Source organism: Streptomyces sp. cg35, assembly GCF_050410835.1.
In the GTDB taxonomy this organism is placed as follows: Bacteria; Actinomycetota; Actinomycetes; order Streptomycetales; family Streptomycetaceae; genus Streptomyces.
In genome coordinates this window covers 4,431,401-4,454,746 of sequence record NZ_CP191268.1, presented here as the reverse complement: position 1 = coordinate 4,454,746, position 23,346 = coordinate 4,431,401, and the positions used below count along the sequence as shown (strand labels likewise).

The window sequence follows — 23,346 nt, the reverse complement described above, 5'->3', positions numbered from 1 at the left end:
CGGGGGTGGCAATGATCGCCCCTGCGCCCATACTCGGGGGATGACCGAAGCCCCCGGGCCCCACCCCGCCGACCCCGCGCGCGACGACCCGGTGCACGGCGACGCGTACGACGCCGTCGTCCTCGCCGGAGGCGCCGCGCGGCGGCTCGGCGGTGCGGACAAGCCCGGGGTGCGGATCGGTGGCCGCGCGCTGCTCGACCGGGTGCTCACGGCCTGTGCCGGGGCCCGCGCCACCGTCGTGGTCGCCGGCCCGCGCCCGACCGCGCGCCCGGTCTCCTGGGCGCGCGAGGAGCCGCCGGGCGGCGGACCGCTCGCCGCGCTGGACGCGGGAGTCGGGGCCCTCAGCCCGGGAGCGGAGAGCGTCGTCGTGCTCTCCGCCGATCTGCCGTTCCTGGGGGAGCGCACCGTCCACCTGCTGCGCGACGCGCTCGCCGCGCGGGACACCGACGGCGTGCTGCTCACGGACGCCGACGGACGCGACCAGCCGCTCGTCGCCATGTACCGGGCGGCCGCCCTGCGCCGGGTCCTGGCCGCCCTGCGCACCGAGCACGGGGCGCTCACCGGTCTGCCGCTGCGGCTGCTGGTCCGGAATCTGGAGCTCGCCCGCATCACCGACCCCGTCGCGTCCTTCGACTGCGACACCTGGGACGACATCGCCGCCGCCCGGTCACGTATCAGGGAGCATGGTCACGTGTTGGATGAATGGATCTCCGCAGCCAAGGACGAACTGGGCCTCGACCTGGACGTCGACACCGGCGTCCTGCTCGACCTCGCCCGCGACGCCGCGCACGGGGTCGCCCGCCCCGCGGCACCCCTGACGACGTTCCTCGTCGGCTACGCGGCGGCGCAGGCGGGCGGCGGCCCCGAAGCGGTCGCCGCCGCCGCCGCGAAGGCCGCCGCGCTGGCCGACAGGTGGGCGCAGGAGGCCGAGTCCGCGACGAAGCCGGGTGACGCCGCGCCGGACGCGGGACGAGACGCGCAATGAGCGGGCCCGACGGGCGGGCGGCCCCGGCCGACTCCATGGACGGCGACGTCGACGAGGCGCTCGCCCTGGCCAACGACAACCGGGGCGGCCCCCCGGCCGGCCGCGGCGGCGCCCCCGCCCCCGCCCCCGGCACGCAGCAGACCCCCGCGTCCCGGCCCGCGGCCCCGGCTGCTGAGCACCACCGGGCGACGGCCTGGCCCGAGGCCCGGCGCATCGCGCACGAGGCCGGCCGCCGCGCCGCGCGGCACCGGGCCCGCGGCGGCGAGGGCCCCGCGCCCGCCACGGATGCGCAACTTCCGTTTCCCGAAGGCCTGCTGACCGGTGTGACGCAGCCCGCCCCGCCGCCCGGCGGCGCCGCCCGCGTCCCGCTGGACCGGGCTCTCGGCCTCGTCCTCGCCGCGCCCCTGACCGCCCTGACCGACCTGCCCTCCTTCGACACGTCCGCGATGGACGGCTGGGTCGTGGCCGGACCGGGCCCCTGGGACGTACGGGACGAGGGGATCCTCGCGGGGCACGCGCTGTCCGCCCCGCTGGCCGACGGCGAGGCCGCGACGATCGCGACCGGCGCGCGCGTCCCCGCCGACGCCACCGCCGTGATCCGCAGTGAGCACGGGCACCTCGACGACAAGGGCCGCCTGCACCCGCTGCGCGACGTCGCGCACGGCCAGGACATCCGGCCGCGCGGTCAGGAGTGCCGCAGCGGCGACCTGCTGCTGCCCGCGGGCGGCCTGGTCACCCCGGCCGTCCTCGGTCTCGCGGCCGCCGCCGGCTACGACGAGCTGGTCGTCGTGCCCAGGCCGCGGGCCGAAGTGCTCGTCCTGGGCGACGAGTTGCTGACCTCGGGCCTTCCCCGCGACGGCCTCATCCGCGACGCGCTCGGCCCGATGCTGCCGCACTGGTTGCGCGCGCTGGGCGTCGAGGTGACCGCCGTACGCAGGATCGGTGACGACGCGAAGGCGCTGCTCAAGGCCGTCCGCGCGTCGAAGGCCGACCTCGTCGTGACCACCGGCGGCACCGCGTCGGGCCCCGTCGACCACGTCCATCCCACGCTGCGCGCCCTCGACGCCGAGCTGCTCGTGGACGGGGTCAAGGTGCGTCCCGGCCACCCGATGCTGCTCGCCCGTCTCCACGACGGACAGCACCTCGTCGGGCTGCCCGGCAATCCGCTGGCCGCCGTCTCCGGGCTGCTCACGCTCGCCGAGCCGCTGCTGCGGGCGCTCTCGGGCCGGGCCGGGGACGAGGAGCCGTACGGCGCCCCCCTGCACAGCCCCGTGCACGGCCACCCGCACGACACCCGGCTCGTCCCCGTCGTGCTGCGCGAGGACAGCGGCAGCGGGCACGACTGGGCGGTGCCGCTGCACTACAACGGCCCGGCCATGCTGCGCGGGATCGCCGCCGCCGACGGGCTCGCGGTCGTGCCGCCCGGTGGCGCCCGGGAGGGGCAGGAGGTCGAGATCCTCGATCTGCCCTGGTCCTGGGGCCCGGCGACCGGCGGATCGCTCGGCGTCCTCAACTCTCCGGCGAAGGCGGCGGGAAGCGCAGCCAGGAACCCCACCGCCGGCCAGGCACCCCCGGACCGCACGGCTCAGGACCCGCACGACACCATGGGGCACACGACGCAGCACGACGCGACGCAGCACGACATGACACAGAACGGCGTGGCGCATCACGGCACGACGCAGAACGACACGACGCGGAACGTCATGGCACAGAACCTCATGCGCAACGCACCGGGCAACTCCCCGGGCGACGAAGGGTGTTTCACGTGAAACTGGCCGGCCATGACGCCATGGCGCGCCACGCGGACGAGAAGACGACGACCTACCGGGTGAAGCTGCCCCGGCAGATCGTCGAGCGTCCGCTGCGCCAGGTCGCCCGCCGGGTCCTGATGGCCCTCGCCGTGCTCGTCGTGACCGCGCTCCTCGTGTGGTTCGACCGGGCCGGCTACAACGACAACTCCGACGGCAGCGTCGATCTCCTCGACGCCTTCTACTACGCGACCGTCACCCTCTCCACCACGGGATACGGCGACATCACGCCGGTCAGCGACGGGGCGCGGCTCACCAATATCTTCGTCATCACGCCGCTGCGTGTGCTCTTCCTGATCATCCTGGTCGGCACCACGCTCGAAGTCCTCACCGAACGGACCCGGGAGGAATGGCGCCTGAACCGCTGGAGGTCCAACTTGCGTGACCACACTGTCGTCATCGGCTTCGGGACCAAGGGCCGTAGCGCGGTGGAGACCGTCTGCGCGACCGGTCTGAAGCCCGAGCAGGTCGTGGTGGTCGACCCCAGCAACAAGGTCATCGAGGCGGCCAACAGCCTCGGCTACGCGGGCGTGATGGGCGACGCGACCCGTAGCGACGTCCTCTCGCGCGCCGAGGTGCAGCGCGCCCGCAAGATCATCATCGCCACCCAGCGGGACGACACGGCGGTCCTGGTGACGCTCACCGCACGGCAGTTGAACCGCAGCGCGAAGATCGTGGCCGCGGTGCGCGAGGAGGAGAACGCGCCGCTGCTGCGGCAGTCCGGCGCCGACGCCGTGATCACCAGCGCCAGCGCGGCGGGCCGCCTGCTCGGCCTGTCGGTGCTCAGCCCGCACGCGGGCATGGTGATGGAGGACCTCATCCAGAAGGGCAGCGGCCTCGACCTGGTCGAGCGGCCGGTGATAAAGGCCGAGGTCGGCCTGAAGCCGAAGGAGACGGAGGACCTGGTCGTCAGCGTCGTGCGCGGACACCGGGTGCTCGGCTACGACGACCGGGCCATCGGCACGCTCCAGCTGACGGACCGGCTCATCACCATCGTGCGGGTCACGTCGACGACGCGGGTCGCCCCGGACTCGAAGCCGCTGCCGATGGACTGAGCCCGCGGCCGGTGATCCGCACCCTGGTCCGCCGGGGCCGGCGGAGTAGCCTCGCGGCCATGTATGCGATCACGATCCCGGAACCCGGTGGACCCGAGGCGCTCGTCTGGACGGAGGTCCCCGACCCCGTACCCGGCGAGGGCGAGGTCCTGGTCGAGGTGGTCTCCAGCGCCGTCAACCGTGCCGATCTGCTCCAGCGCCAGGGCTTCTACAGCCCGCCGCCCGGCAGCTCCCCCTACCCCGGCCTGGAGTGCGCGGGCCGGATCGTCGAGCTGGGCCCCGGTGTGGCCGGCTGGTCCGTGGGCGACGAGGTGTGCGCGCTGCTCGTCGGCGGCGGGTACGCCGAGAAGGTGGCCGTCCCGGCCGGGCAGCTGCTGCCGGTCCCGCAGGGCATCGACCTGGCCCGGGCCGCCGCGCTGCCCGAGGTGACCTGCACCGTCTGGTCGAACGTCTTCATGATCGCCCATCTGCGTCCGGGCGAGACGTTCCTCGTGCACGGCGGCTCCAGCGGCATCGGCACCATGGCGATCCAGCTCGCGAAGGCCGTCGGCGCCAAGGTCGCCGTCACCGCGGGCACCAAGGAGAAGCTCGACTTCTGCGCCGAGCTGGGCGCGGACATCCTGATCAACTACCGCGAGCAGGACTTCGTCGAGGAGATCAGGTCGGCCACGGACGGGGCCGGCGCCGACGTCATCCTCGACAACATGGGCGCCAAGTACCTGAACCGCAACGTCGACGCCCTCGCCACGAACGGCCGCCTGGCCATCATCGGCATGCAGGGCGGCATCAAGGGCGAGCTGAACATCGCCACGCTGCTCGGCAAGCGCGGCGCCATCACCGCCACCACGCTGCGGGCCCGCCCGCTCGCGGAGAAGGCGGCGGTCGTCGCCGCGGTGCGCGAGCACGTGTGGCCGCTGATCGAGGGCGGGCACGTGCGGCCGATCGTGGACCAGGAGCTGCCGATGAGCGACGCCGCGCAGGGGCACCGGGTCCTGGAGGAGAGCGGCCACATCGGCAAGGTGCTGCTCACCCGTCCGTAGGAGTCAGCGGCGCAGCCGCAGCGCCAGGAAGCCGATGCCGAGCCCGGTCAGCAGCAGCCCCGCCCCCAGCGGCAGCACGTTCACGAAGGTCACCGTCCCGCGCGCGATCACGGTCTGCCGCGCGGTGGGGGGCCGCTCGGGGCGCGGCGGCGGAGCCGTGGAGGCGGACGGCTCGGCCTGCGGGGGCGGCAGGGGCGCCTCGCTGAAGGTCGGGACGGGCAGCGGCCGTCCCGGCGGTGTCCGGCCCACGCCCGCCCGGCTGCCGGCGAGCGAGCCGTGCGGCGAGGGCTCGGCGGCGTACCCCGGCGGGGCCGGGGCGAGCAGGACGAGCAGCACGAGCGGGAGCACGCTCACCAGAAGCCCGGCCGCCCACCGAAGCCGTCGCATGCCCGTCCCCTTCCCGCTGCTTCCGCTTCCACCCGATGCCTGCGATAAGCCTCACATAGGCCAATAAAACGGGCACGCCGGATTTCGGGCCCGCCAACACGGTGGATCAGCCCGCAACGGGGGCACCACCGAGGTGTGACAGCCCGGTACGAGAGAATGGCGGCATGGAGATGCCGAGGAACGAACGGTCGCCGGAGAACCCGCAGATCTTGGTCGTGGGCCAGGACGGAATGGCCCTGGGCGGCGGAGACGACGAATCCCGCGAGGTCCCGGTGACGGAGATGGTGGAACAGCCCGCCAAGGTGATGCGTATCGGCAGCATGATCAAGCAGCTGCTGGAAGAAGTGCGCGTGGCGCCCCTGGACGAGGCGAGCCGGCAGCGGCTCAAGGAGATCCACGCCAGCTCGGTCAAGGAGCTCGAGGACGGGCTCGCGCCCGAACTCGTCGAGGAACTGGAGCGGCTCTCCCTGCCCTTCACGGACGACGCGACGCCGACCGACGCCGAACTGCGCATCGCGCAGGCCCAGTTGGTGGGCTGGCTGGAGGGGCTCTTCCACGGGATCCAGACGACGCTGTTCGCCCAGCAGATGGCGGCGCGCGCCCAGCTGGAGCAGATGCGCCGCGCGCTGCCGCCGGGCGTCGGCGGCGGCGAGGACGAGGAGGACCCGCGGACCGTCGGCCGCTCGGGCGGCCCGTACCTGTAGGGACGGACGCACGAAAAGGGCCCGGCCCGCGCGAGCAGCGCGGGCCGGGCCCTTCTCGTGCGTGGCGGCGGGGCCGGTCAGCTGGCCGGATTGCCCGTGGACACCTGGAGCTGGATCTTCACGTTGTCCGGGTCGATCTCGGTGCCCGCGGCGGGACTCTGGTTCATCACCGAGCCCTCGCCGTACGTGTTCTCGTCGACGGAGACCTCCGTGGCGATCCACCCGGCGGCCCGGAAGCAGGCCTTCACCGAGTTGATGTTCTTCAGGTAGAAGTCCGGGACCTTGATCTTCTCCTCGTCGTCGGAGCCCTGGTACGGCTCCGTGCACTGGTCCGTCTCGATGGTCTTCGTCAGGTCGGGGCCCTTGTGCCCGGCGACCGCGGAGGTGGACGGCTTGTCCGTGCCGCCGCCCTTGTCATCGCCCTTGCCGTTCAGCGTCAGGGCCGTGACCAGGCCGCCGATGGCGACGAGCGCGACGACGATCGAGCCGATGATCACCGCCTTGTTGCGGTTGCCGCCGCCCGAGCCCTGCACGCTCGTGGTCTGCGGGGACAGGTTGTACGGCGGCGGGGTCTGCTGGGCCTGCTGTGCGTACGGGGACGCGGGCGGCGGCGTCTGGTAGCCGCCCTGCATGTTCTGCTGCGGGTAGCCGTATCCGGCCTGCGACTGCGGGGCCGGGGTCCCGTACGGGTTCGGCGGGGGAGTCGGCTGGTACGGCGTCTGGACCGGGCCCGGCGCCGGCGCCCCGCTCTGGTCGATCGGCGGGAAGACGGCGGAGCCCACGCCCGCGCCGCTCGACGTCTGCGCACCCGGCACGATGCTCGGCGCGACGGAGGCCGAACCGGCGAGCGACTGGGCCACCCGCAGGCACTCGTCGCGCATCGACTCCGCGCTCGGGAAGCGCTCGTTCGGGTTCTTCTTCAGCGCGCGGGCGACGAGTGCGTCGACGGCCGGCGGCAGCGAGCGGTTGATCGAGGACGGAGCCACCGGCTCCTCCTGGACGTGCGCATACGCTATGGCCAGCGGTGAGTCCGCTTCGAACGGCAGCCGCCCGGTGACCAGTTGGAAGAGCATGATGCCGACCGAGTAGAGGTCGGAGCGGGCGTCCACGCCGCGGCCGAGCGCCTGCTCGGGCGACAGGTACTGCGGGGTGCCGACGACCATGCCGGTCTGCGTCATCGACGTGACGCCGGACTGCATGGCGCGGGCGATGCCGAAGTCCATGACCTTGACGACGTTCCGCTTCGTCATCATCACGTTGCCCGGCTTGATGTCACGGTGCACCAGGCCCATCTCGTGGCTGATCTCCAGCGCCGCGAGCACATCGGCCGTGATCTTCAGGGCCTTGTCGACCGGCATGGCGCCGTGGGTCCGCACGTCCTCGTCGAGCACGGAGCCGAGCGGCTGGCCCTCCACGTACTCCATGACGATGTACGGGGTGATGGTCCCGTCGAGCTCGTCCTCACCGGAGTCGAAGACCGAGACGATGTTCGTGTGCGTGAGCTTGGCCACCGACATCGCCTCGCGCTGGAACCGCTGGCGGAAGGCGTCTTCCCGCCCGAGTTCCGTGTGCAAAGTCTTGATGGCGACGGCGCGGTCCAGCCGGGTGTCGTGCGCGAGGTGCACGGAGGCCATGCCGCCCTGACCGAGCAGGTCGCGCAGTTGATACCGTCCGCCCGCCACGGCACGTCCCGCGTACCGGCCCCCGGCGCCGCCGTCTTGGCTCATCTTCTACGTCCCCCATAGCGCCCCGCGTCGGCGCGGCCGGTGATCGAATTCAGCTATTCCCGGCCAAGTCTGCCCGAGGGCACCCGGACGTCAAGTTCGATGCCCGATCCGTGACCGTACGGGCAAGAAGCGTCGCGCAAGCGTTACAGGAAACGGTCATGAACCCGGTGCAGAAATTGCGCGCACGATTTGCAAGGCGTGCACGGCAACGGGTTTGATGTCCGGTCCATCTCGGAACGGAGCCGCCTCGGAAGCCTGTAGCGTGGCCCGACGGAGACCGTAATTCACAACCGCGCGTACTCCGATGCAGGAATCCGGCAGCACGGACAGAAACGACGGCGAGGACTGATGGCACAGCAGCAGCGCGCTCAGGGCCCGTCCGACCCCGAGGCGACTGGCGGCGGTATGTCAGATGCGCCGGAGATGTGGGGTAACGGCGGGCTCGTCGGAGACGGCCGGTACCGGCTGACGCACAGACTCGGCCGGGGCGGCATGGCCGAGGTGTTCGCGGCCGAGGACGTACGTCTCGGGCGCACCGTCGCCGTCAAGCTGCTCCGCTCCGACCTCGCAGAGGACCCGGTCTCCAAGGCCCGCTTCACACGCGAGGCACAGTCGGTCGCCGGCCTGAACCACCACGCGGTCGTCGCGGTCTACGACTCGGGCGAGGACTACGTGAACGGCTCCACCGTTCCGTACATCGTCATGGAGCTCGTCGAGGGCCGCACCATCCGCGACCTCCTCATCAACGCCGAGGCGCCGGGCCCCGAGCAGGCCCTGATCATCGTCTCCGGCGTCCTGGAAGCGCTCGCGTACTCGCACCAGCACGGCATCGTGCACCGTGACATCAAGCCCGCGAACGTCATCATCACCAACACCGGCGCGGTGAAGGTGATGGACTTCGGCATCGCCCGCGCCCTGCACGGCGCGCAGTCCACGATGACGCAGACCGGCATGGTCATGGGCACACCCCAGTACCTGTCGCCGGAGCAGGCCCTCGGCAAGGCCGTCGACCACCGCTCCGACCTGTACGCGACCGGCTGCCTGCTCTACGAACTCCTCGCGCTGCGGCCCCCGTTCACCGGTGAGACGCCGCTGTCCGTCGTGTACCAGCACGTCCAGGACGTTCCGGTGCCGCCGTCCGAGGTCTCGGACGCGACGCCGCCGGAGCTGGACGGCCTCGTCATGCGCTCGCTCGCCAAGGACCCGGACGACCGGTTCCAGACGGCCGAGGAGATGCGCGGCCTCGTCCAGTACGGCCTGCAGATGCTGTACGAGCAGGGCGGCCACACCGGCACGTGGAACACCGGCCCCGTCGACATGCACGAGGGCGGCAGCACCCCGGCGATGGGCATGGCCGGCACCACGGCGCTGCCGCACCCCGGGGACCACGGCACGGCCGCGCAGCCGATGCTGCGCCCGCCGGGCGGCGACGACGGCGGCTTCGACGGCCACGGCAACCGCGGCGGCGGCCGCGGCAAGATGTGGGTCTTCGCCGTGCTCGCGGTCATCGCGATCGCGGCGGGCGTCGCCCTGGCCCTCAACCTGAGCGACAACGGCGGCGGTGGCGGGGGCGGCACGAAGAAGTCGCCGTCCGCCAGCCAGTCCGAGAAGACGGACGAGCCGAGCGAGTCGTCGGAAGACACCGCGACCGAGGGCGAGACGCAGGATCCGGGCGAGGGCACGGGCGGGCAGAGCCAGTACACCCCGTCGTACACGCCCAGCACGGGCAACGAGACGCCGTCGCAGTCGGCGACGGACGAGCCCACGGACGACCCGACGGACGAGCCCACGGACGACCCGACGGACGAGCCGACCGACGACCCGACGGACGAGCCCACCGGGGACCCGACGGGCCCGACGGGGAGCCCCGTCGGCGGCAACACCGGTCAGCCCGCCACCGACGGCGGAGCCAACGGCGGCTGAGCCGGACAGGCCCTAGCCGCGCCGCACCCGGTCCCGCGGCGCCCGCTGCGCCGATCCGCCCCGCAGTTCGTGCACGGTCACGAACTGCGGGTCCACACGCAGGTACACCGGGTCGAAGAGCTCGTCGTCCGCGAAATGCGGGGTGGGCCCGAAAAGTTCCAGTTCGGCGGTGGTCGGCTCGACCTGCTCGCAGGTGCCGACGCACTGCACCGACCACTGGCCGTCGTCCCCGGTGGTGGGCCCGGCGGCCGGGTTGCCCAGGTTGTCCGCCCCGTACGCGACCACGCTGCCGACGCAGGCCAGGTGGTAGCCGTAGCCACGGTGCAGACGCAGCAGGAGCCGTCCGTTCGCCACGACGTGGCGGGCGGAGGCGAGGAAGGGCAGAGCGCGCATGCTCGTCGCGACCCGGCCGTAGTTCACACGGGCGAGCAGCTCGAAGCCGCGCTCTTGGTCCTGCGGCTGCATCTCGGAGGGCATGTCACCACTCTCCGATGCCGACAGGGTGCCGGGAAAGGGGATCCCGCCCCCAGCACGGGGGACGTAGGTCCCGTGTCGGCGGGCACCCGGGTGAACCGTCAGTGCTGCTTCTCGGCCTGCATGCGCGCCACGTAGGCGGCTGCCTGCGAGCGGCGCTCCATGCCGAGCTTGGACAGCAGGCTGGAGACATAGTTCTTGATCGTCTTCTCGGCGAGATGGAGGCGCTCGCCGATCACGCGGTTGGTCAGGCCCTCGCCGATCAGGTCGAGGATCTTGCGCTCCTGCTCGGTCAGGCCGGAGAGCCGGTCGTCCTCCTTGCTGCGGCCGCCGTCGCGCAGCCGCTCCAGGACCCGGGCGGTGGCCACGGGGTCCAGCAGCGACTTGCCCGCGGCCACGTCCCGTACGGCCGTGAGCAGCTCATTGCCGCGGATCGCCTTCAGTACATAGCCGGAGGCGCCGGCCATGATCGCGTCGAAGAGCGCCTCGTCGTCCGCGAACGAGGTCAGCATGAGGCACTTGATCGACTCGTCCTGGGAGCGGATCTCGCGGCAGACCTCGACGCCGCTGCCGTCCGGCAGGCGCACGTCGAGCACGGCGACATCGGGCCTGGTCGCGGGGATGCGGACCAGGGCGTCGGCCGCCGTACCGGCCTCGCCGACCACCTCGATGTCGTCCTCCATCGAGAGCAGCTCGTGGACCCCGCGGCGCACCACTTCATGGTCGTCGAGGAGAAATACCGTAATTTTTCCGTCTTCGCGCACGGATTCAGTCTCACACACCGGCTCTTCCCGCGCCCTAGGTGACCGGGATAACGTGCCGGTGTTCCGGCCCCCTGCCAGGCTGTGACCAGTGATCAGTCGCACGGCTGTGACCTGCGGCGCTCCGTCCTTCGTGCGACTACTAGGAAATCCAATCAACGAACTACTTGGAAATCCAAGCAAAATCGCAGGTCAGATGGGGTTTCGCAGATGTGTGACCCACTGGGTAACGTGCTGGGTGAAGGGTGCTTGCCGGAGCACAGGTTTTCGTTCTTTCTAGTCACGCCTGAACCCGGCTCCCCCGCACCCACCCCGTGCGTGGACGGGTCAGGCGAGCCGAGCCGACTGGCCATCCGGCAATCCCGGGGGCCGGACCGACGGAGGAGCACACGTGACCGTAGACAGTGCTGACAGCACTGCCGCCGCGCAGAAGGCACAGTCGCCGCGCAAGCGGGCCGCCACGAAGAAGTCTGCGAAGAAGTCCCCCGGCAGGCCCGCCGCGGCCGGCCGGCCCGAGCTGGTGCAGCTGCTGACGCCCGAGGGCAAGCGGGTCAGGTCCAAGGAGACCGCGGTCTACGACGCCTACGTCGACGCGATCACCGACGACGAGCTGCGCGGCCTGTACCGCGACATGGTCCTCACCCGCCGCTTCGACGCCGAGGCCACCGCCCTGCAGCGCCAGGGCGAGCTGGGCCTGTGGGCGTCGCTGCTCGGCCAGGAGGCGGCCCAGATCGGCTCCGGGCGGGCCACCCGCGAGGACGACTACGTCTTCCCGACCTACCGCGAGCACGGCGTCGCCTGGTGCCGCGGGGTCGACCCGACGAATCTGCTCGGCATGTTCCGCGGTGTGAACCACGGCGGCTGGGACCCGAACAGCAACAACTTCCACCTGTACACGATCGTCATCGGCTCGCAGACGCTGCACGCCACCGGTTACGCGATGGGCGTGGCCAAGGACGGCGCGGACAGCGCGGTGATCGCGTACTTCGGTGACGGTGCCTCCAGCCAGGGCGACGTCCTGGAGTCCTTCAACTTCGGGGCGGTCTACAACGCCCCGGTGGTGTTCTTCTGCCAGAACAACCAGTGGGCGATCTCCGAGCCCACCGAGCGCCAGATGCGGGTGCCGCTGTACCAGCGTGCGCAGGGCTTCGGCTTCCCGGGCGTGCGGGTGGACGGCAACGACGTGCTCGCCTGCCTCGCCGTGACCCGGTGGGCGCTGGACCGGGCGCGCAGTGGCGAGGGCCCGACCCTGGTCGAGGCGTTCACGTACCGGATGGGCGCCCACACCACCTCCGACGACCCGTCGAAGTACCGGGCCGACGAGGAGCGTGTCGCCTGGGAGGCGAAGGACCCGATCCTGCGCCTGCGCACGTACCTGGAGTCGCAGACCGACACCGGCGAGGCGTTCTTCGCGGAGCTCGACGCGGAGAGCGAGGCGCTCGGCAAGCGGGTGCGCGAGGTCGTGCGGGCCATGCCGGACCCGGGACACCTGGCGATCTTCGAGAACGTGTACGCGGACGGGCATGCGCTCGTCGACGAGGAGCGCGCGCAGTTCGTCGCCTACCAGGCGTCGTTCGCGGACGGGGAGGTCTGACGGTCATGGCGGTACAGAAGCTTCCGATCGCCAAGGCGATCAACGAGTCGTTGCGCACCGCGCTGGACAACGACCCGAAGGTCCTCGTCATGGGCGAGGACGTCGGCAAGCTCGGCGGCGTCTTCCGGGTCACCGACGGGCTGCAGAAGGACTTCGGCGAGGACCGGGTCGTCGACACCCCGCTCGCCGAGTCCGGCATCGTCGGCACCGCGATCGGCCTGGCGCTGCGCGGTTACCGGCCGGTCGTGGAGATCCAGTTCGACGGGTTCGTCTTCCCCGCGTACGACCAGATCGTCACGCAGCTCGCGAAGATGCACGCCCGTGCGCTGGGCAAGGTCAAGACGCCGGTCGTCATCCGGATCCCGTACGGCGGCGGCATCGGCGCGGTCGAGCACCACTCGGAGTCGCCGGAGGCGCTGTTCGCGCACGTGCCGGGTCTGAAGGTGGTCTCCCCGTCGAACTCCTCGGACGCGTACTGGATGCTCCAGCAGGCCATCCAGAGCGACGACCCGGTGATCTTCTTCGAGCCGAAGCGGCGCTACTGGGACAAGGGCGAGGTCGACACCGAGGCCGTCCCCGGCGACCTGCACAAGGCCGTCGTGGCGCGTGAGGGCACCGACCTGACGCTCGTCGCGTACGGGCCGATGGTGAAGGTCTGCCTGGAGGCGGCCGCGGCCGCGCAGGAGGAGGGCAAGTCGCTGGAGGTACTCGACCTGCGCTCGATCTCGCCGATCGACTTCGACGCGGTGCAGCGGTCGGTGGAGAAGACCCGGCACCTGGTCGTCGCGCACGAGGCCCCGGTCTTCCTCGGCTCCGGCGCGGAGATCGCGGCGCGGATCACCGAGCGGTGCTTCTACCACCTGGAGGCGCCCGTGCTGCGGGTCGGCGGCTATCACGCGCCGTATCCGCCGGCGCGTCTGGAAGAGGAGTACCTGCCGGGCCTGGACCGGGTGCTCGACGCCGTCGACCGCTCGCTGGCGTACTGAGAGGGCTGGGAGTCATGGCGCGCGAATTCAAGATGCCCGACGTGGGCGAGGGCCTGACCGAGGCCGAGATCCTCAAGTGGTACGTGCAGCCCGGCGACGCCGTCGAGGACGGGCAGGTCGTGTGCGAGGTGGAGACGGCGAAGGCGGCCGTCGAGCTGCCGATCCCGTACGACGGTGTGGTCAAGGAGCTGCTGTTCCCCGAGGGCACGACCGTCGACGTCGGCCAGGTGATCATCTCGGTGGAGGTGGCGGGGGACGCGCCCGCGCCCGAGCCGGAGCCCGTGGCCGAGGCCGCACCCGAGGCCGCACCCGAGACCGAGGCCGCCGAGCCGCAGGGGCGTCAGCCGGTGCTCGTCGGCTACGGCGTCGCCGAGTCGTCGACCAAGCGGCGGGCCCGCAAGGGCGCCGACACCCCGGCCAACGGCACGGCCGCGCCCGCGGTGGAGCGTCCGCTGGCCAAGCCGCCGGTGCGCAAGCTCGCCAAGGACCTCGGGGTCGACCTCGCCACCGTGATCCCGTCGAGCCCCGACGGGATCATCACGCGTGAGGACGTGCACGCGGCGGTGGCGCCCGCGCCGGCCCCCGAGGTCCCGGCACAGGCCCCGGCGCCGGTGCCCGCGGCCCCCGCGCCGGTGGCGGCCGCGGCGTCGTACGACGGCGTCCGCGAGACCCGGATCCCGGTGAAGGGCGTCCGCAAGGCGACGGCCCAGGCGATGATCGGCTCGGCGTTCACGGCGCCGCACGTCACCGAGTTCGTGACGGTCGACGTGACGCGGACGATGAAGCTCGTCGAGGAGCTCAAGGCCGACAAGGACATGCAGGGGCTGCGGGTCAATCCGCTGCTGCTCATCTCCAAGGCGCTGCTCGTCGCGATCAAGCGCAATCCGGAGATCAGCGCGTCCTGGGACGAAGCCAACCAGGAGATCGTCCAGAAGCACTACGTGAACCTGGGCATCGCCGCGGCCACGCCCCGCGGGCTGATCGTGCCGAACATCAAGGACGCGCACGCCAAGACGCTGCCCGAACTGGCGTCCGCGCTGGGCGAGTTGGTGTCCACGGCGCGCGAGGGCAGAACGTCCCCGGCCGCGATGCAGGGCGGCACGGTCACCATTACGAACGTCGGCGTCTTCGGCGTCGACACCGGTACGCCCATCCTGAACCCGGGTGAGTCGGCGATCCTCGCCGTCGGGGCCATCAAGCTCCAGCCCTGGGTCCACAAGGGCAAGGTGAAGCCGCGTCAGGTGACGACGCTGGCCCTGTCCTTCGACCACCGCCTGGTGGACGGGGAGCTGGGCTCCAAGGTGCTGGCGGACGTGGCGGCGGTGCTGGAGCGGCCGAAGCGGCTCATCACCTGGAGCTGATCGTCTCGTGGCCGACTGCGCGGCCGGCCGTGGCCGGCCGCGCAGCTCTCCGCGCCTCTGAGGGGGCGCCCCGTTCCGGGCGCCCCCCGAAGGTCACTTCTTGAAGCCGTAGTCCATGAGCTTCTTGGCGTCCGACGTGCGGGCGCTGACCGACGTCGACTTCAGGACCGTGCCGATGACGGTCTTGCCGCTGCGGGTCGCCGCGAAGACCAGGCAGTAGCCGGCCTCGGGGCCGGAGCCGGTCTTCACGCCGATGGCGCCGGAGTACGAGCCCAGCAGGGTGTTGGTGTTGGACCACGACATGTAGCGGTAGCCGCCGGACTTCGTCGTGACCTTCTGCTTCGTGGACTTCGTCTTCACGACCGAACGGAACGTGGAGTTCTTCATCGCCGACGACGCGATCTTGGTGAGGTCGCGCGGCGTCGAGTAGTTCTTGCCCTTGCCGATGCCGTCGAACGAGTCGAAGTGGGTGTTCTTCAGACCCAGGGACGTGGCGGCCTTGTTCATCTTGCCGATGAAGGACTTCACGCGGGCGTCGCGGGTCGAGCCCGAGCCGAACTTGTCCGCGAGCGCGTACGCGGCGTCGCAGCCCGACGGCAGCATCAGGCCGTACAGGAGCTGGCGGACGGTCACCTTGTCGCCGACGATCAGGCGGGCCGACGAGGCGTTGTTCTTGACGATGTAGTCGCTGTACGCCTTCTGGATCGTGACCTTCGAATCCAGGTTGAGGTTCGACTGGGCCAGCACCACCTTGGCGGTCATGATCTTGGTGGTGGATCCGGTGGATCTGCGGGTGTCCGCGGCTTTGGTGAACAGGCTCGTGCCGGTGCCGTTGTTCATCACATAGCCGCCGGCGGCGGCGATCGTGGGCTTGGCCGGCGCCGTGGCGGCCTGTGCGGAGGTGGTCAGGGCTCCGCTGGTGAGCACGGTTCCCGCGACGAGAACGGCGATGCCCGTTATGCGCTTATTCAAGTTGAACGCTCCAAGTGCCCCTAATGCGCCGCCCTTTGGGCGGGACGCGCACTACTGAGACACCTGAAACGGGCGGGGGGTTGCACGGTGGTGGCGCAAAAGTTGCGCACAGGTGGCAGCGCGCGTCCCGCATGGTGGACGCGGTCCGGCTTGCGTACGTGTTGTATCTATGATGTGCGCATGCCCGCGACCGTCACCGAAAAACGTCCTCCCGCCGCCGACCGTGTCTACGACCATGTGAAGCGCGGTGTGCTCGAACGCCGCTACGAGGGTGGGACGTTGCTCACCGAGGGCGAACTCGCCGAGGCCGTCGGGGTGTCCCGCACCCCGGTGCGCGAGGCGCTGCTCAAGCTGGAGGTCGAGGGGCTGCTGCGGCTCTACCCGAAGAAGGGCGCCCTGGTGCTGCCCGTCTCGGCGCAGGAGATCGCGGACGTCGTGGAGACCCGGCTGCTCGTCGAGGAGCACGCGGTGCGCAAGGCCGTCCCGGCGCAGCCGCGCCTCCTGGAGCGCCTGGAGGAACTGCTGGACCAGCAGCGCACCCAGGCCGCCGCCGGACTGTTCGTGGAGGCCGCCGCCACCGACCGCTGCTTCCACGCGGAGATCGTCCGCAGCGGCGGCAACGAGATCCTGTCCCGCCTCTACGACCAGCTGCGCGACCGGCAGTTGAGGATGGGCGTCGCCGTGATGCACTCCCACCCGGACCGCATCGCCAAGACCCTCGCCGAGCACGGCGAGCTCCTCGACGCGCTGCGCGCCGGGGACGAGACGGCCGCCGTCGCCGTCGTGCGGCGGCACGTGGGCTGGTTCCAGAACCTGGCGCGGGGTGACGTGCGATGAGCTCCGTGTCCTCCGGTGCCTCCGGGTCCGGTGCGATGTCTCTGCCCGGCGATCCGCCCGGCGGCCGTCGGGCGATCGCCGTGTGGGGCATCGGCGTCTCCGTCTACTTCGTCGCCGTCATCTTCCGTACGTCGCTGGGTGTGGCGGGGCTCGACGCCGTCGAGCGGTTCCACATCAACGCGTCCGCGCTGTCGACGTTCTCGATCCTCCAGCTGCTCGTGTACGCGGGCATGCAGATACCCGTCGGCCTGATGGTCGACCGGCTCGGCACGAAGAAGGTGCTGACGTTCGGCGTGGTCCTGTTCACCGTCGGACAGCTGGGCTTCGCGTTCTCGTCGTCGTACGGGATGGCGCTGGTCTCGCGCGCGCTGCTCGGCTGCGGTGACGCCATGACCTTCATCAGCGTGCTGCGGCTGGGCACCCGCTGGTTCCCGGCGCGGCGCGGGCCGCTGGTCGCGCAGCTCGCCGGGCTCGTCGGCATGGCGGGCAACCTCATCTCGACGCTGGTCATCGCGCGGCTGCTGCACGGGATCGGCTGGGAGGCCGCGTTCGCCGGCAGCGCGCTCGCGGGCGTCGTCGTCCTCGTCCTGATGCTGCTGTTCCTGAAGGACCACCCCGAGGGGTTCGAGCCGGCGCCGATGCCCGCCACGCACAAGGGTGCCGCCTATGTGCGCGGGCAGATCGCGGCGGCCTGGCGGGAGCCGGGGACGCGGCTCGGGCTGTGGGTGCACTTCACGACGCAGTTCCCGGCGATGGTGTTCCTGCTGCTGTGGGGGCTGCCGTTCCTCGTCGACGCGCAGGGCCTGTCGCGGGGGACCGCGGGTGAACTGCTGACCCTCGTGGTGCTGGCCAACATGGTGGTGGGCCTGGTGTACGGGCAGATCGTGGCCCGGCACCACGCGGCGCGGCTGCCGTTGGCGCTCGGCACGGTCGGGGTGACGGCCCTGCTGTGGGCGGCGCCGATCGTCTGGCCGGGGCGGGCGCCGATGTGGCTGCTCGTGGTGATGTGCGTGGTGCTCGGGGCGTGCGGGCCCGCGTCGATGATCGGGTTCGACTTCGCGCGGCCGGCGAATCCGCCGGAGCGGCAGGGGACCGGGTCGGGGATCGTGAACATGGGCGGGTTCGTCGCCTCGATGACGACGCTGCTGGCGGTGGGGGTGCTGCTCGATGCGACCGGGGACGACTACCGGGTGGCGTTCTCGGCGGTGTTCGTGCTGCAGGCGCTCGGGGTGAGTCAGATTCTGCGGTTGCGGAAGCGGGCGGCTCGGGCCGAGCGGGAGCGGCTGGTCGCTTCCCGGGTCACTTCCGTGCACGTGCCTGCTTGAGCCGTGCCGGGGTGGCCGCCTCTCTTGGTGCGCGTCCGGTGCCGGGGCGGCTTTGCCGGGCTGGGGTGGCTGCCCCTCTTTGATGCGTGCTCGGCGCCGGCGCTGCCTTGCCGGGTTCTGGTGACCGCCCCTCGTGATGCCTGACCGGCGCTGGGGGGCCGCCTTGCCCACCCTGCCGCCCCAGGCGGCAGATTGCCCAAGGCGGGGGCGGCGGTGGGGCGGGCTGGTTTGCCTGCGGCAGATTGCCGCGAGGCGGCGGTGGGTTTGCTGGGCGGCGGGGTGCCCGAGGCGGCGGCGGGGCGGGTGCTGGGAGGGGTTACGGGGTGATGGCGAGGGCCGCGATGATGGTCGTGGCCAGGTCGGTGTCGCCCTCCGTCTTGACGCGGTCCGCCGCCGATTCCGGGGTGATGCGGCCGCAGGACAGACGTACGTACGTCTCCCAGTCCATGGCCAGCGTCGCCGCCGGGCCGAGGGAGGGCGAGCCGTCGATCGTGCCCTTGCCGTCCGCGTCGACGCGGACCGTGCGCAGGAACTCGACGGGGCCGTGCACATCGATGACGACCGCCGAGTTCGCGGGAGCGCCCGCGTCCTTCGCGACGATCTTGGGCAGGGCCGCGAGCAGCAGGTCGCGTGTGACGAGGGCGCCCGGGGAGTCGAGGTTGCCCGGCCTGCCGAGGGACCAGCGCAGGTCCTGCTCGTGCACCCAGATGTCGAACGCCCGCCTGCGCATGGCGAATTCGAGGGTCTCCTCGACGGCGCGCGGGCCGCGCACCATGGTCGACGGCTCGCGGCTCTCGTTCCGCAGCTGACGCGAGCGCCGGATGATCGTGTACTCCAGCTCGGAGACCATCTCCGGCGCCGTGTGGTGGCGGCGGACGTCGACCTGGATCTCCTGGTAGCGCTGCGCCTCGGTCTGGACGTGGTAAAGGTCGCGCGGCAGCGTGTGGATGGGACGCGGGTCGCCGAGCATCTCGCAGTCCTGGCCGATGACATGGCTGACGATGTCGCGTACGGACCAGCCGGGGCAGGGCGTCGCGCGGTTCCACTCACCCTCCACGAGCGGCGTGACCAGCTCGGATATCGCTTCCACGGAGTGGGTCCAGGCGTCGGCGTAGGACTGAAGGCTGGGGTGGAGACTCACGGAAGGGGACCCCTCGAGCGGTTGTACGCGGGCGTTTAAGTAGACGGCGGGCGCGGGCGGTGGGTGTCTTGGGACGCTAAGTTACGCTGCCCGTAGGCACCCCGGCAGTGCTTTCGTGTGACGATCGTAGGCCCGTGTTGACGGCTCGAATGCCAGGACGGTGGTAGTGTGCGCGCCTCCCTCATCCAGATCGCTGTAAACGAGGACGAATCGGTCAACACGCGGCGTGAGCGCGTCAGTTCACTGGTACGTGATCAAGCCGGTTCCGCCGATCTCGTCGTGCTGCCCGAGCTGTGGACGACCGGCGCTTTCGCGTACGAACTGTTCGCCGACGAGGCCGAGCCGCTGGAGGGTCCGACCTTCGAGGCGATGGCCAAGGCGGCGAGCGACGCGGGTGTGTGGCTGCACGCCGGGTCGATCCCCGAGCGGGACCCGGACGGCCCCCTCTGCAACACCTCGCTCCTCTTCTCCCCCGACGGCGAACTCGCCGCCGCCTACCGCAAGATCCACCGCTTCGGCTTCGACAAGGGCGAGGCCGTGCTGATGAGCGCGGGCGAGGAACTGGTGACGCTGCGGCTGCCGGAGACGGTGCTCGGCGTCAGCACCTGCTACGACCTGCGCTTCCCCGAGCTGTACCGGGGCCTCGTCGACCGGGGCGCCGAGACCCTGGTCGTCTCGGCCGGCTGGCCCGAGCGGCGCCGCTCCCACTGGACGCTGCTCGCGCAGGCCCGGGCCGTGGAGAACCAGGCGTACGTGCTGGCCTGCGCGACCGCCGGGACGCACGCCGGAGTGCCGCAGGCGGGGCACAGCATCGTGGTCGACCCGTGGGGCGAGGTGCTCGCCGAGGCGGGGTCCGGGGAAGAGGTACTGCGGGTGGAGTTCGACCCGGCGAGGGTCGCCGCCACCCGGGAGCAGTTCCCGGCGCTGAAGGACCGGATGCTGGGAGTGGACGCACCGCCCCGGCGCTGAGCTGCCGGGGCGGTCACCAAGGGGCCTCGGGTCCGAGGCCCGCAGGGCCTAGTCCACGACCCCCCGTTCCTTCTCCGCGAGATGGATGACGCAGACCGCGACGGCGATCAGCAGGGCCGGATCGGCGTCCTCGCGGACCACGTTCACGCCGTACGTCTCGCGCACGCGCAGCCAGCGGCGGGAGATCTCGGCGAGGAGTTCGCCGTCGTACTCGACGGCGAACTCGCGGTCCAGGATCTTTCCGCTGACGTCCAGTTCGGTGCCGTCGACCAGCTCCACGCGGTAGTGGTTGCGCAGCAGCGACAGGCGCTTGCGCTTGATCTTGGCGAGCTGCTCGTCGCCGCGCTCGATCACCATCGTGTCGCGCAGCGCGAACATCTTCTCGTGGATGTCGATGAGGACGCGGCCGTCGGGCCCCTTCAGCTCGAAGGTGTCCCGCAGCCGCATCGCCTTGCCGTCGACGAGGAACGCCTTGTGGCCGTTCTCGTCCTCGATCCAGTAGTCCTCGCCCACGGCGAAGAGTCGTTCTCGAACTTCGTAGCGCATACGTCGAAGAGTGCCCCCGAGCCGCCGGGCGGACCCTCCTTCGCTCCAGCCGGGTGAAAACGGCCCGAAGTCGGTGCGCACACGTCCTGCCGGGTGAGTGGATGCGGTGAACCGTCACACACCGTGCCCGGAGGTCACATCCCGTGAAGCCACGCCGACTGCTCGCCGCAGCCCTCGCGGCCCTGCCCCTGCTGCTCGCCCACCCCGCGACCGCCGCGCCCCGCGACCCCGTCCCGCGCTACCACGAGTACGTCGCGCTCGGCGACTCGTGGAGCGCCGACGTCACCCCGGTCGGCATCCGCACCGACCAGGCACCCAGCGGCTGCGCCCAGTCGGCGTGGAACTATCCGCGCCAGGTCGCCGCCGCCCTGAAGGTGCGGGCCTTCAAGGACGCCACGTGCGGCGCCGCGACCTCGGACCACCTGCGGGCCGCGCAGGACGTGACGTACGTGCCCGGTCTGCTCGACGGGGTCAACCAGCCGCAGCTCGACCGGGTCTCGAAGACCACCGACCTGGTCACCTTCGGCTTCGGCGGCAACGACATCGGCCTCGCGAGCGCCGCCCTCGGCTGCTTCAGTCTGCTGCCGGACCTCACGCCGCTGTCCGGCCCGAAGCTGCCCGCGCCGCTCGGCGGGAACTGCCGGTCCGGCTGGGTGGGCCCCGACGGGCGCGATCTGATGACGCGGCGGATCGAGGACGCCGAGCCGAAGCTCGTCCGCGCCGTCGAGGCCGTGCGGGCGGCCGCCGCCCCGGGCGCGACCGTGCTCGTCGTCGACTACCTCGCGGGAGTCCCCGTCGACCGCGGCTGCTACCCCTACGTCCAGGCGCACGACGGCGACCTCATGTGGCTCGGCGCGAAGCTCAAGGAGCTGAACGCGATGCTGGAGCGGGCCGCCGCGCGGGCGGGCGCCCGCTTCGTCGACACCTACCGCGGCAGCGTCGGACACGACGTGTGCCAGGCGCCGGGAACCAAATGGGTCGAGGGCTTCGTGCCGCTGACCACCGACCCGCCGGGCCTCGCCGTGCCGCTGCACCCGAACCGGCTCGGCGCCGACCACCAGGCACGGAGCGTCCTCAACACGCTTGAGTGACAAGAGAGTTCAGTGATACGTGCAACCATCACTGATATGTGGGTGTCCTAAGAGGTGGACGTGACCTTACGACCGAAGGAACACCCCATGTCTCGCGCACGAAGCTCCGCCGCCCGCAGGAGCCGTCTCACCGCACCTCTGATCGCCGCGGCCCTGGTCGCCGCCGGCGCCACCGCCGTCTCGCTCGCCCCCGCGCAGGCGCAGGCCGCGACCAAGGGCAAGGCCGACGCGGCCGACGACTTCAACGGGGACGGTTACGCCGACCTCGTCGCCGGAGCGGCCGGGGGAACCGTCTCCGGCGCGTCGCAGGCCGGCTACGTCGCCGTCACGTACGGCTCGCCGACCGGCCTGAGCGCGACGAACAAGAAGCTCATCAGCCGCTCGACCAGCGGCGTGCCCGGCTCGGCCGCCGCCAAGGAGGGCTTCGGCACCTACGTCACCAAGGGGGACCTCGACGGTGACGGCTACAGCGACCTCGTCATAGGCAGCGCCAAGGCGACGACGGGCGCCGTCATCCTGTGGGGCTCGCCCTCCGGACTGACCGGCGGCACGAACATCGCCACGTACGGGAAGTCGCCCCAGATCGGCGACTTCGACGGCGACGGCAAGGCCGACCTGGCGCTGCTCGCCGCGATGGGCAGCTACGGCGACGACCCCGAGCACGAGGGCGCCGCCCTGTGGAAGGGACCGGTCTCCCGGGCCGGCGCCCCGGCCCAGAAGCTGAACTTCATGGACAAGTCCGAGTGGTGGGGCTACGGCCAGGACGGCGCGACCTGCGTCGACGACCAGTCCGGCTGCGTCGACGGCCCCGACTCGACCACCGGCCCCGTGGTGTTCAAGGCGGTCGGCGACCTCAACGGCGACGGCCGCGACGACCTCGCCCTGCGCTCCTACAACGGCGACGGCATGTGGAACAACACCGTCCTGTACGGCAGTGCCTCGGGCTTCAAGCGCGGCTGGGCCCCGGAGACCCAGGGCGAGCTGGCCACCGGTGACGTGAACGGCGACGGCATCGACGACCTGGTCGTCGGCTCCGACCCCGAGGACTCCGACATCGGCGACACGATGCAGAAGGTCACCCTCGCGTTCGGCACGAAGGACGGCCTGAAGGGCGACCGCACCCAGGAGTTCGACCAGAGCCTGCCCGGCTTCTACGGCGCGCAGGAGGACGGCGACCACCTCGGCTCCTGCGTCTCCGTCGCCGACGTCACGGGCGACGGCAAGGCCGAGGTCGCGCTCGGCATCTCGGGCGAGGACTTCAGCGGCACGACCGACGCCGGATCGTTCGCGCTGCTGCACGGCACCGACTCCGGGGTCACCGGGACCGGCTCGCAGGTCCTCAACCAGAACTCGGCGGACGTGCCCGGCGTCGCCGAGTCCGGTGACCTGTTCGGCTCCGGCTGCCGGCTGCTCGACGTGAACGGCGACGGTCACCGCGACCTGGCCGTCTCCGCCACCGGGGAGAACGCGTCCGAGGGCGCCGTGTGGGCCTTCCCCGGCACCGGGACCGGCATCACCGCGACCGGCTCGACCGCCTTCAACCCGACCGACCTGGCCGCCCCGGTCACCAAGGCGCTGCTGGGCAACCCGCTCCGCTAGCGCCCGACCGGGTTGCGACCCGTATGCAGTAACCCGGCGCGCAGTCCGGCCCGTGCGACCG

Annotated in this window: 21 protein-coding genes; 14 read left to right on the top strand and 7 right to left on the bottom strand. The window is 71.5% G+C overall.

Features of this window, described 5'->3' with window-relative positions:
* The first annotated feature begins 40 nt into the window (after positions 1-40).
* Genes ACQUQD_RS20160 through ACQUQD_RS20145 form a run of 4 tightly spaced genes read left to right on the top strand, consistent with a single transcriptional unit; the run spans position 41 to position 4,888 of the window.
* A complete protein-coding gene (locus ACQUQD_RS20160; protein ID WP_428953519.1) occupies positions 41-985 on the top strand; it encodes an NTP transferase domain-containing protein in 945 nt (314 codons plus the stop codon).
* The gene (locus ACQUQD_RS20155; protein ID WP_428953518.1) at positions 982-2,754 is read left to right on the top strand and encodes a molybdopterin molybdotransferase MoeA; all 1,773 of its coding nucleotides are present in this window, start codon (positions 982-984) and stop codon (positions 2,752-2,754) included. Before ACQUQD_RS20160 ends, ACQUQD_RS20155 begins: the two co-directional genes overlap by 4 nt.
* Complete coding sequence (locus tag ACQUQD_RS20150; RefSeq protein ID WP_428953517.1) at positions 2,751-3,848, top strand: potassium channel family protein; 1,098 nt, start codon at positions 2,751-2,753, stop codon at positions 3,846-3,848. Before ACQUQD_RS20155 ends, ACQUQD_RS20150 begins: the two co-directional genes overlap by 4 nt.
* 59 nt (positions 3,849-3,907) lie before the next feature.
* Complete coding sequence (locus ACQUQD_RS20145; protein ID WP_428953516.1) at positions 3,908-4,888, top strand: NAD(P)H-quinone oxidoreductase; 981 nt, start codon at positions 3,908-3,910, stop codon at positions 4,886-4,888.
* Between the two features lie 3 nt (positions 4,889-4,891).
* On the opposite strand, the gene ACQUQD_RS20140 is transcribed toward ACQUQD_RS20145, so the two are convergent.
* On the bottom strand, positions 4,892-5,275 hold the full coding sequence (locus ACQUQD_RS20140; RefSeq protein ID WP_428953515.1) for a hypothetical protein: 384 nt from the start codon (positions 5,273-5,275) through the stop codon (positions 4,892-4,894).
* A gap of 164 nt (positions 5,276-5,439) precedes the next feature.
* Here ACQUQD_RS20140 and ACQUQD_RS20135 point away from each other — a divergent pair, with 164 nt between their 5' ends.
* On the top strand, positions 5,440-5,979 hold the full coding sequence (locus ACQUQD_RS20135; protein ID WP_428953514.1) for a bacterial proteasome activator family protein: 540 nt from the start codon (positions 5,440-5,442) through the stop codon (positions 5,977-5,979).
* Between the two features lie 77 nt (positions 5,980-6,056).
* Here the strand turns inward: ACQUQD_RS20135 and ACQUQD_RS20130 are convergent, their stop codons facing one another.
* A complete protein-coding gene (locus ACQUQD_RS20130; protein ID WP_428953513.1) occupies positions 6,057-7,706 on the bottom strand; it encodes a protein kinase domain-containing protein in 1,650 nt (549 codons plus the stop codon).
* A 348-nt stretch (positions 7,707-8,054) separates the two neighbouring features.
* Between ACQUQD_RS20130 and ACQUQD_RS20125 the strand changes: the two genes are divergently transcribed.
* Entirely contained in the window at positions 8,055-9,629 is a 1,575-nt protein-coding gene (locus ACQUQD_RS20125; RefSeq protein WP_428953512.1) for a protein kinase domain-containing protein, read from the top strand.
* 12 nt (positions 9,630-9,641) lie between these two features.
* On the opposite strand, the gene ACQUQD_RS20120 is transcribed toward ACQUQD_RS20125, so the two are convergent.
* Positions 9,642-10,106: a pyridoxamine 5'-phosphate oxidase family protein gene (locus tag ACQUQD_RS20120; protein ID WP_428953511.1), complete on the bottom strand. Its 465-nt coding sequence runs from the start codon at positions 10,104-10,106 to the stop codon at positions 9,642-9,644.
* 98 nt (positions 10,107-10,204) lie between these two features.
* Positions 10,205-10,867 carry a response regulator gene (locus tag ACQUQD_RS20115; RefSeq protein ID WP_428953510.1) on the bottom strand — a complete coding sequence of 221 codons (663 nt, stop codon included), beginning with the start codon at positions 10,865-10,867 and terminating at the stop codon, positions 10,205-10,207.
* Positions 10,868-11,255: 388 nt separating this feature from the next.
* On the opposite strand from ACQUQD_RS20115, the gene pdhA reads away from it, so the two are divergent.
* The 3 genes from pdhA to ACQUQD_RS20100 are packed head-to-tail and all read left to right on the top strand — an operon-like array spanning position 11,256 to position 14,805.
* Positions 11,256-12,458: a pyruvate dehydrogenase (acetyl-transferring) E1 component subunit alpha gene (pdhA, locus tag ACQUQD_RS20110; RefSeq protein ID WP_428953509.1), complete on the top strand. Its 1,203-nt coding sequence runs from the start codon at positions 11,256-11,258 to the stop codon at positions 12,456-12,458.
* A gap of 5 nt (positions 12,459-12,463) precedes the next feature.
* Positions 12,464-13,444: an alpha-ketoacid dehydrogenase subunit beta gene (locus ACQUQD_RS20105; RefSeq protein WP_428953508.1), complete on the top strand. Its 981-nt coding sequence runs from the start codon at positions 12,464-12,466 to the stop codon at positions 13,442-13,444.
* A 14-nt stretch (positions 13,445-13,458) separates the two neighbouring features.
* Positions 13,459-14,805: a dihydrolipoamide acetyltransferase family protein gene (locus tag ACQUQD_RS20100; protein WP_428953507.1), complete on the top strand. Its 1,347-nt coding sequence runs from the start codon at positions 13,459-13,461 to the stop codon at positions 14,803-14,805.
* A gap of 93 nt (positions 14,806-14,898) precedes the next feature.
* Here the strand turns inward: ACQUQD_RS20100 and ACQUQD_RS20095 are convergent, their stop codons facing one another.
* Entirely contained in the window at positions 14,899-15,756 is an 858-nt protein-coding gene (locus ACQUQD_RS20095) for a D-alanyl-D-alanine carboxypeptidase family protein (RefSeq protein WP_428957606.1), read from the bottom strand.
* A 201-nt stretch (positions 15,757-15,957) separates the two neighbouring features.
* On the opposite strand from ACQUQD_RS20095, the gene ACQUQD_RS20090 reads away from it, so the two are divergent.
* Both ACQUQD_RS20090 and ACQUQD_RS20085 read left to right on the top strand, forming a co-directional pair.
* Positions 15,958-16,614 carry a GntR family transcriptional regulator gene (locus ACQUQD_RS20090; protein WP_428953506.1) on the top strand — a complete coding sequence of 219 codons (657 nt, stop codon included), beginning with the start codon at positions 15,958-15,960 and terminating at the stop codon, positions 16,612-16,614.
* The gene (locus tag ACQUQD_RS20085; protein ID WP_428953505.1) at positions 16,611-17,939 is read left to right on the top strand and encodes an MFS transporter; all 1,329 of its coding nucleotides are present in this window, start codon (positions 16,611-16,613) and stop codon (positions 17,937-17,939) included. Before ACQUQD_RS20090 ends, ACQUQD_RS20085 begins: the two co-directional genes overlap by 4 nt.
* 316 nt (positions 17,940-18,255) lie before the next feature.
* Here the strand turns inward: ACQUQD_RS20085 and ACQUQD_RS20080 are convergent, their stop codons facing one another.
* Positions 18,256-19,080 carry a maleylpyruvate isomerase family mycothiol-dependent enzyme gene (locus ACQUQD_RS20080; protein ID WP_428953504.1) on the bottom strand — a complete coding sequence of 275 codons (825 nt, stop codon included), beginning with the start codon at positions 19,078-19,080 and terminating at the stop codon, positions 18,256-18,258.
* A 168-nt stretch (positions 19,081-19,248) separates the two neighbouring features.
* On the opposite strand from ACQUQD_RS20080, the gene ACQUQD_RS20075 reads away from it, so the two are divergent.
* Positions 19,249-20,049 (top strand): carbon-nitrogen family hydrolase, encoded by an 801-nt coding sequence (locus tag ACQUQD_RS20075; RefSeq protein ID WP_428953503.1) that lies wholly within the window; start codon positions 19,249-19,251, stop codon positions 20,047-20,049.
* 48 nt (positions 20,050-20,097) lie between these two features.
* On the opposite strand, the gene ACQUQD_RS20070 is transcribed toward ACQUQD_RS20075, so the two are convergent.
* Complete coding sequence (locus ACQUQD_RS20070; RefSeq protein ID WP_428953502.1) at positions 20,098-20,595, bottom strand: LURP-one-related/scramblase family protein; 498 nt, start codon at positions 20,593-20,595, stop codon at positions 20,098-20,100.
* A 143-nt stretch (positions 20,596-20,738) separates the two neighbouring features.
* Between ACQUQD_RS20070 and ACQUQD_RS20065 the strand changes: the two genes are divergently transcribed.
* Together ACQUQD_RS20065 and ACQUQD_RS20060 are read left to right on the top strand one after the other, a co-directional pair.
* Positions 20,739-21,686, top strand: a complete 948-nt coding sequence (locus ACQUQD_RS20065) for an SGNH/GDSL hydrolase family protein (RefSeq protein WP_428953501.1) — start codon at positions 20,739-20,741, stop codon at positions 21,684-21,686.
* An 87-nt stretch (positions 21,687-21,773) separates the two neighbouring features.
* Positions 21,774-23,285, top strand: a complete 1,512-nt coding sequence (locus ACQUQD_RS20060) for an FG-GAP-like repeat-containing protein (RefSeq protein ID WP_428953500.1) — start codon at positions 21,774-21,776, stop codon at positions 23,283-23,285.
* The last annotated feature ends 61 nt before the right edge of the window (positions 23,286-23,346 follow it).

Bases quoted from the DNA above. Each gene is read 5' to 3' on its own strand.
- ACQUQD_RS20160 (WP_428953519.1), top strand. From the start codon at position 41: ATGACCGAAGCCCCCGGGCCCCACCCCGCCGACCCCGCGCGCGACGAC.
- ACQUQD_RS20135 (WP_428953514.1), top strand. From the start codon at position 5,440: ATGGAGATGCCGAGGAACGAACGGTCGCCGGAGAACCCGCAGATCTTG.
- ACQUQD_RS20130 (WP_428953513.1), bottom strand. From the start codon at position 7,706: ATGAGCCAAGACGGCGGCGCCGGGGGCCGGTACGCGGGACGTGCCGTG.
- ACQUQD_RS20125 (WP_428953512.1), top strand. From the start codon at position 8,055: ATGGCACAGCAGCAGCGCGCTCAGGGCCCGTCCGACCCCGAGGCGACT.
- ACQUQD_RS20060 (WP_428953500.1), top strand. From the start codon at position 21,774: ATGTCTCGCGCACGAAGCTCCGCCGCCCGCAGGAGCCGTCTCACCGCA.
- ACQUQD_RS20100 (WP_428953507.1), top strand. From the start codon at position 13,459: ATGGCGCGCGAATTCAAGATGCCCGACGTGGGCGAGGGCCTGACCGAG.
- ACQUQD_RS20145 (WP_428953516.1), top strand. From the start codon at position 3,908: ATGTATGCGATCACGATCCCGGAACCCGGTGGACCCGAGGCGCTCGTC.
- ACQUQD_RS20140 (WP_428953515.1), bottom strand. From the start codon at position 5,275: ATGCGACGGCTTCGGTGGGCGGCCGGGCTTCTGGTGAGCGTGCTCCCG.
- ACQUQD_RS20085 (WP_428953505.1), top strand. From the start codon at position 16,611: ATGAGCTCCGTGTCCTCCGGTGCCTCCGGGTCCGGTGCGATGTCTCTG.
- ACQUQD_RS20120 (WP_428953511.1), bottom strand. From the start codon at position 10,106: ATGCCCTCCGAGATGCAGCCGCAGGACCAAGAGCGCGGCTTCGAGCTG.
- ACQUQD_RS20155 (WP_428953518.1), top strand. From the start codon at position 982: ATGAGCGGGCCCGACGGGCGGGCGGCCCCGGCCGACTCCATGGACGGC.
- ACQUQD_RS20070 (WP_428953502.1), bottom strand. From the start codon at position 20,595: ATGCGCTACGAAGTTCGAGAACGACTCTTCGCCGTGGGCGAGGACTAC.
- ACQUQD_RS20090 (WP_428953506.1), top strand. From the start codon at position 15,958: ATGCCCGCGACCGTCACCGAAAAACGTCCTCCCGCCGCCGACCGTGTC.
- ACQUQD_RS20105 (WP_428953508.1), top strand. From the start codon at position 12,464: ATGGCGGTACAGAAGCTTCCGATCGCCAAGGCGATCAACGAGTCGTTG.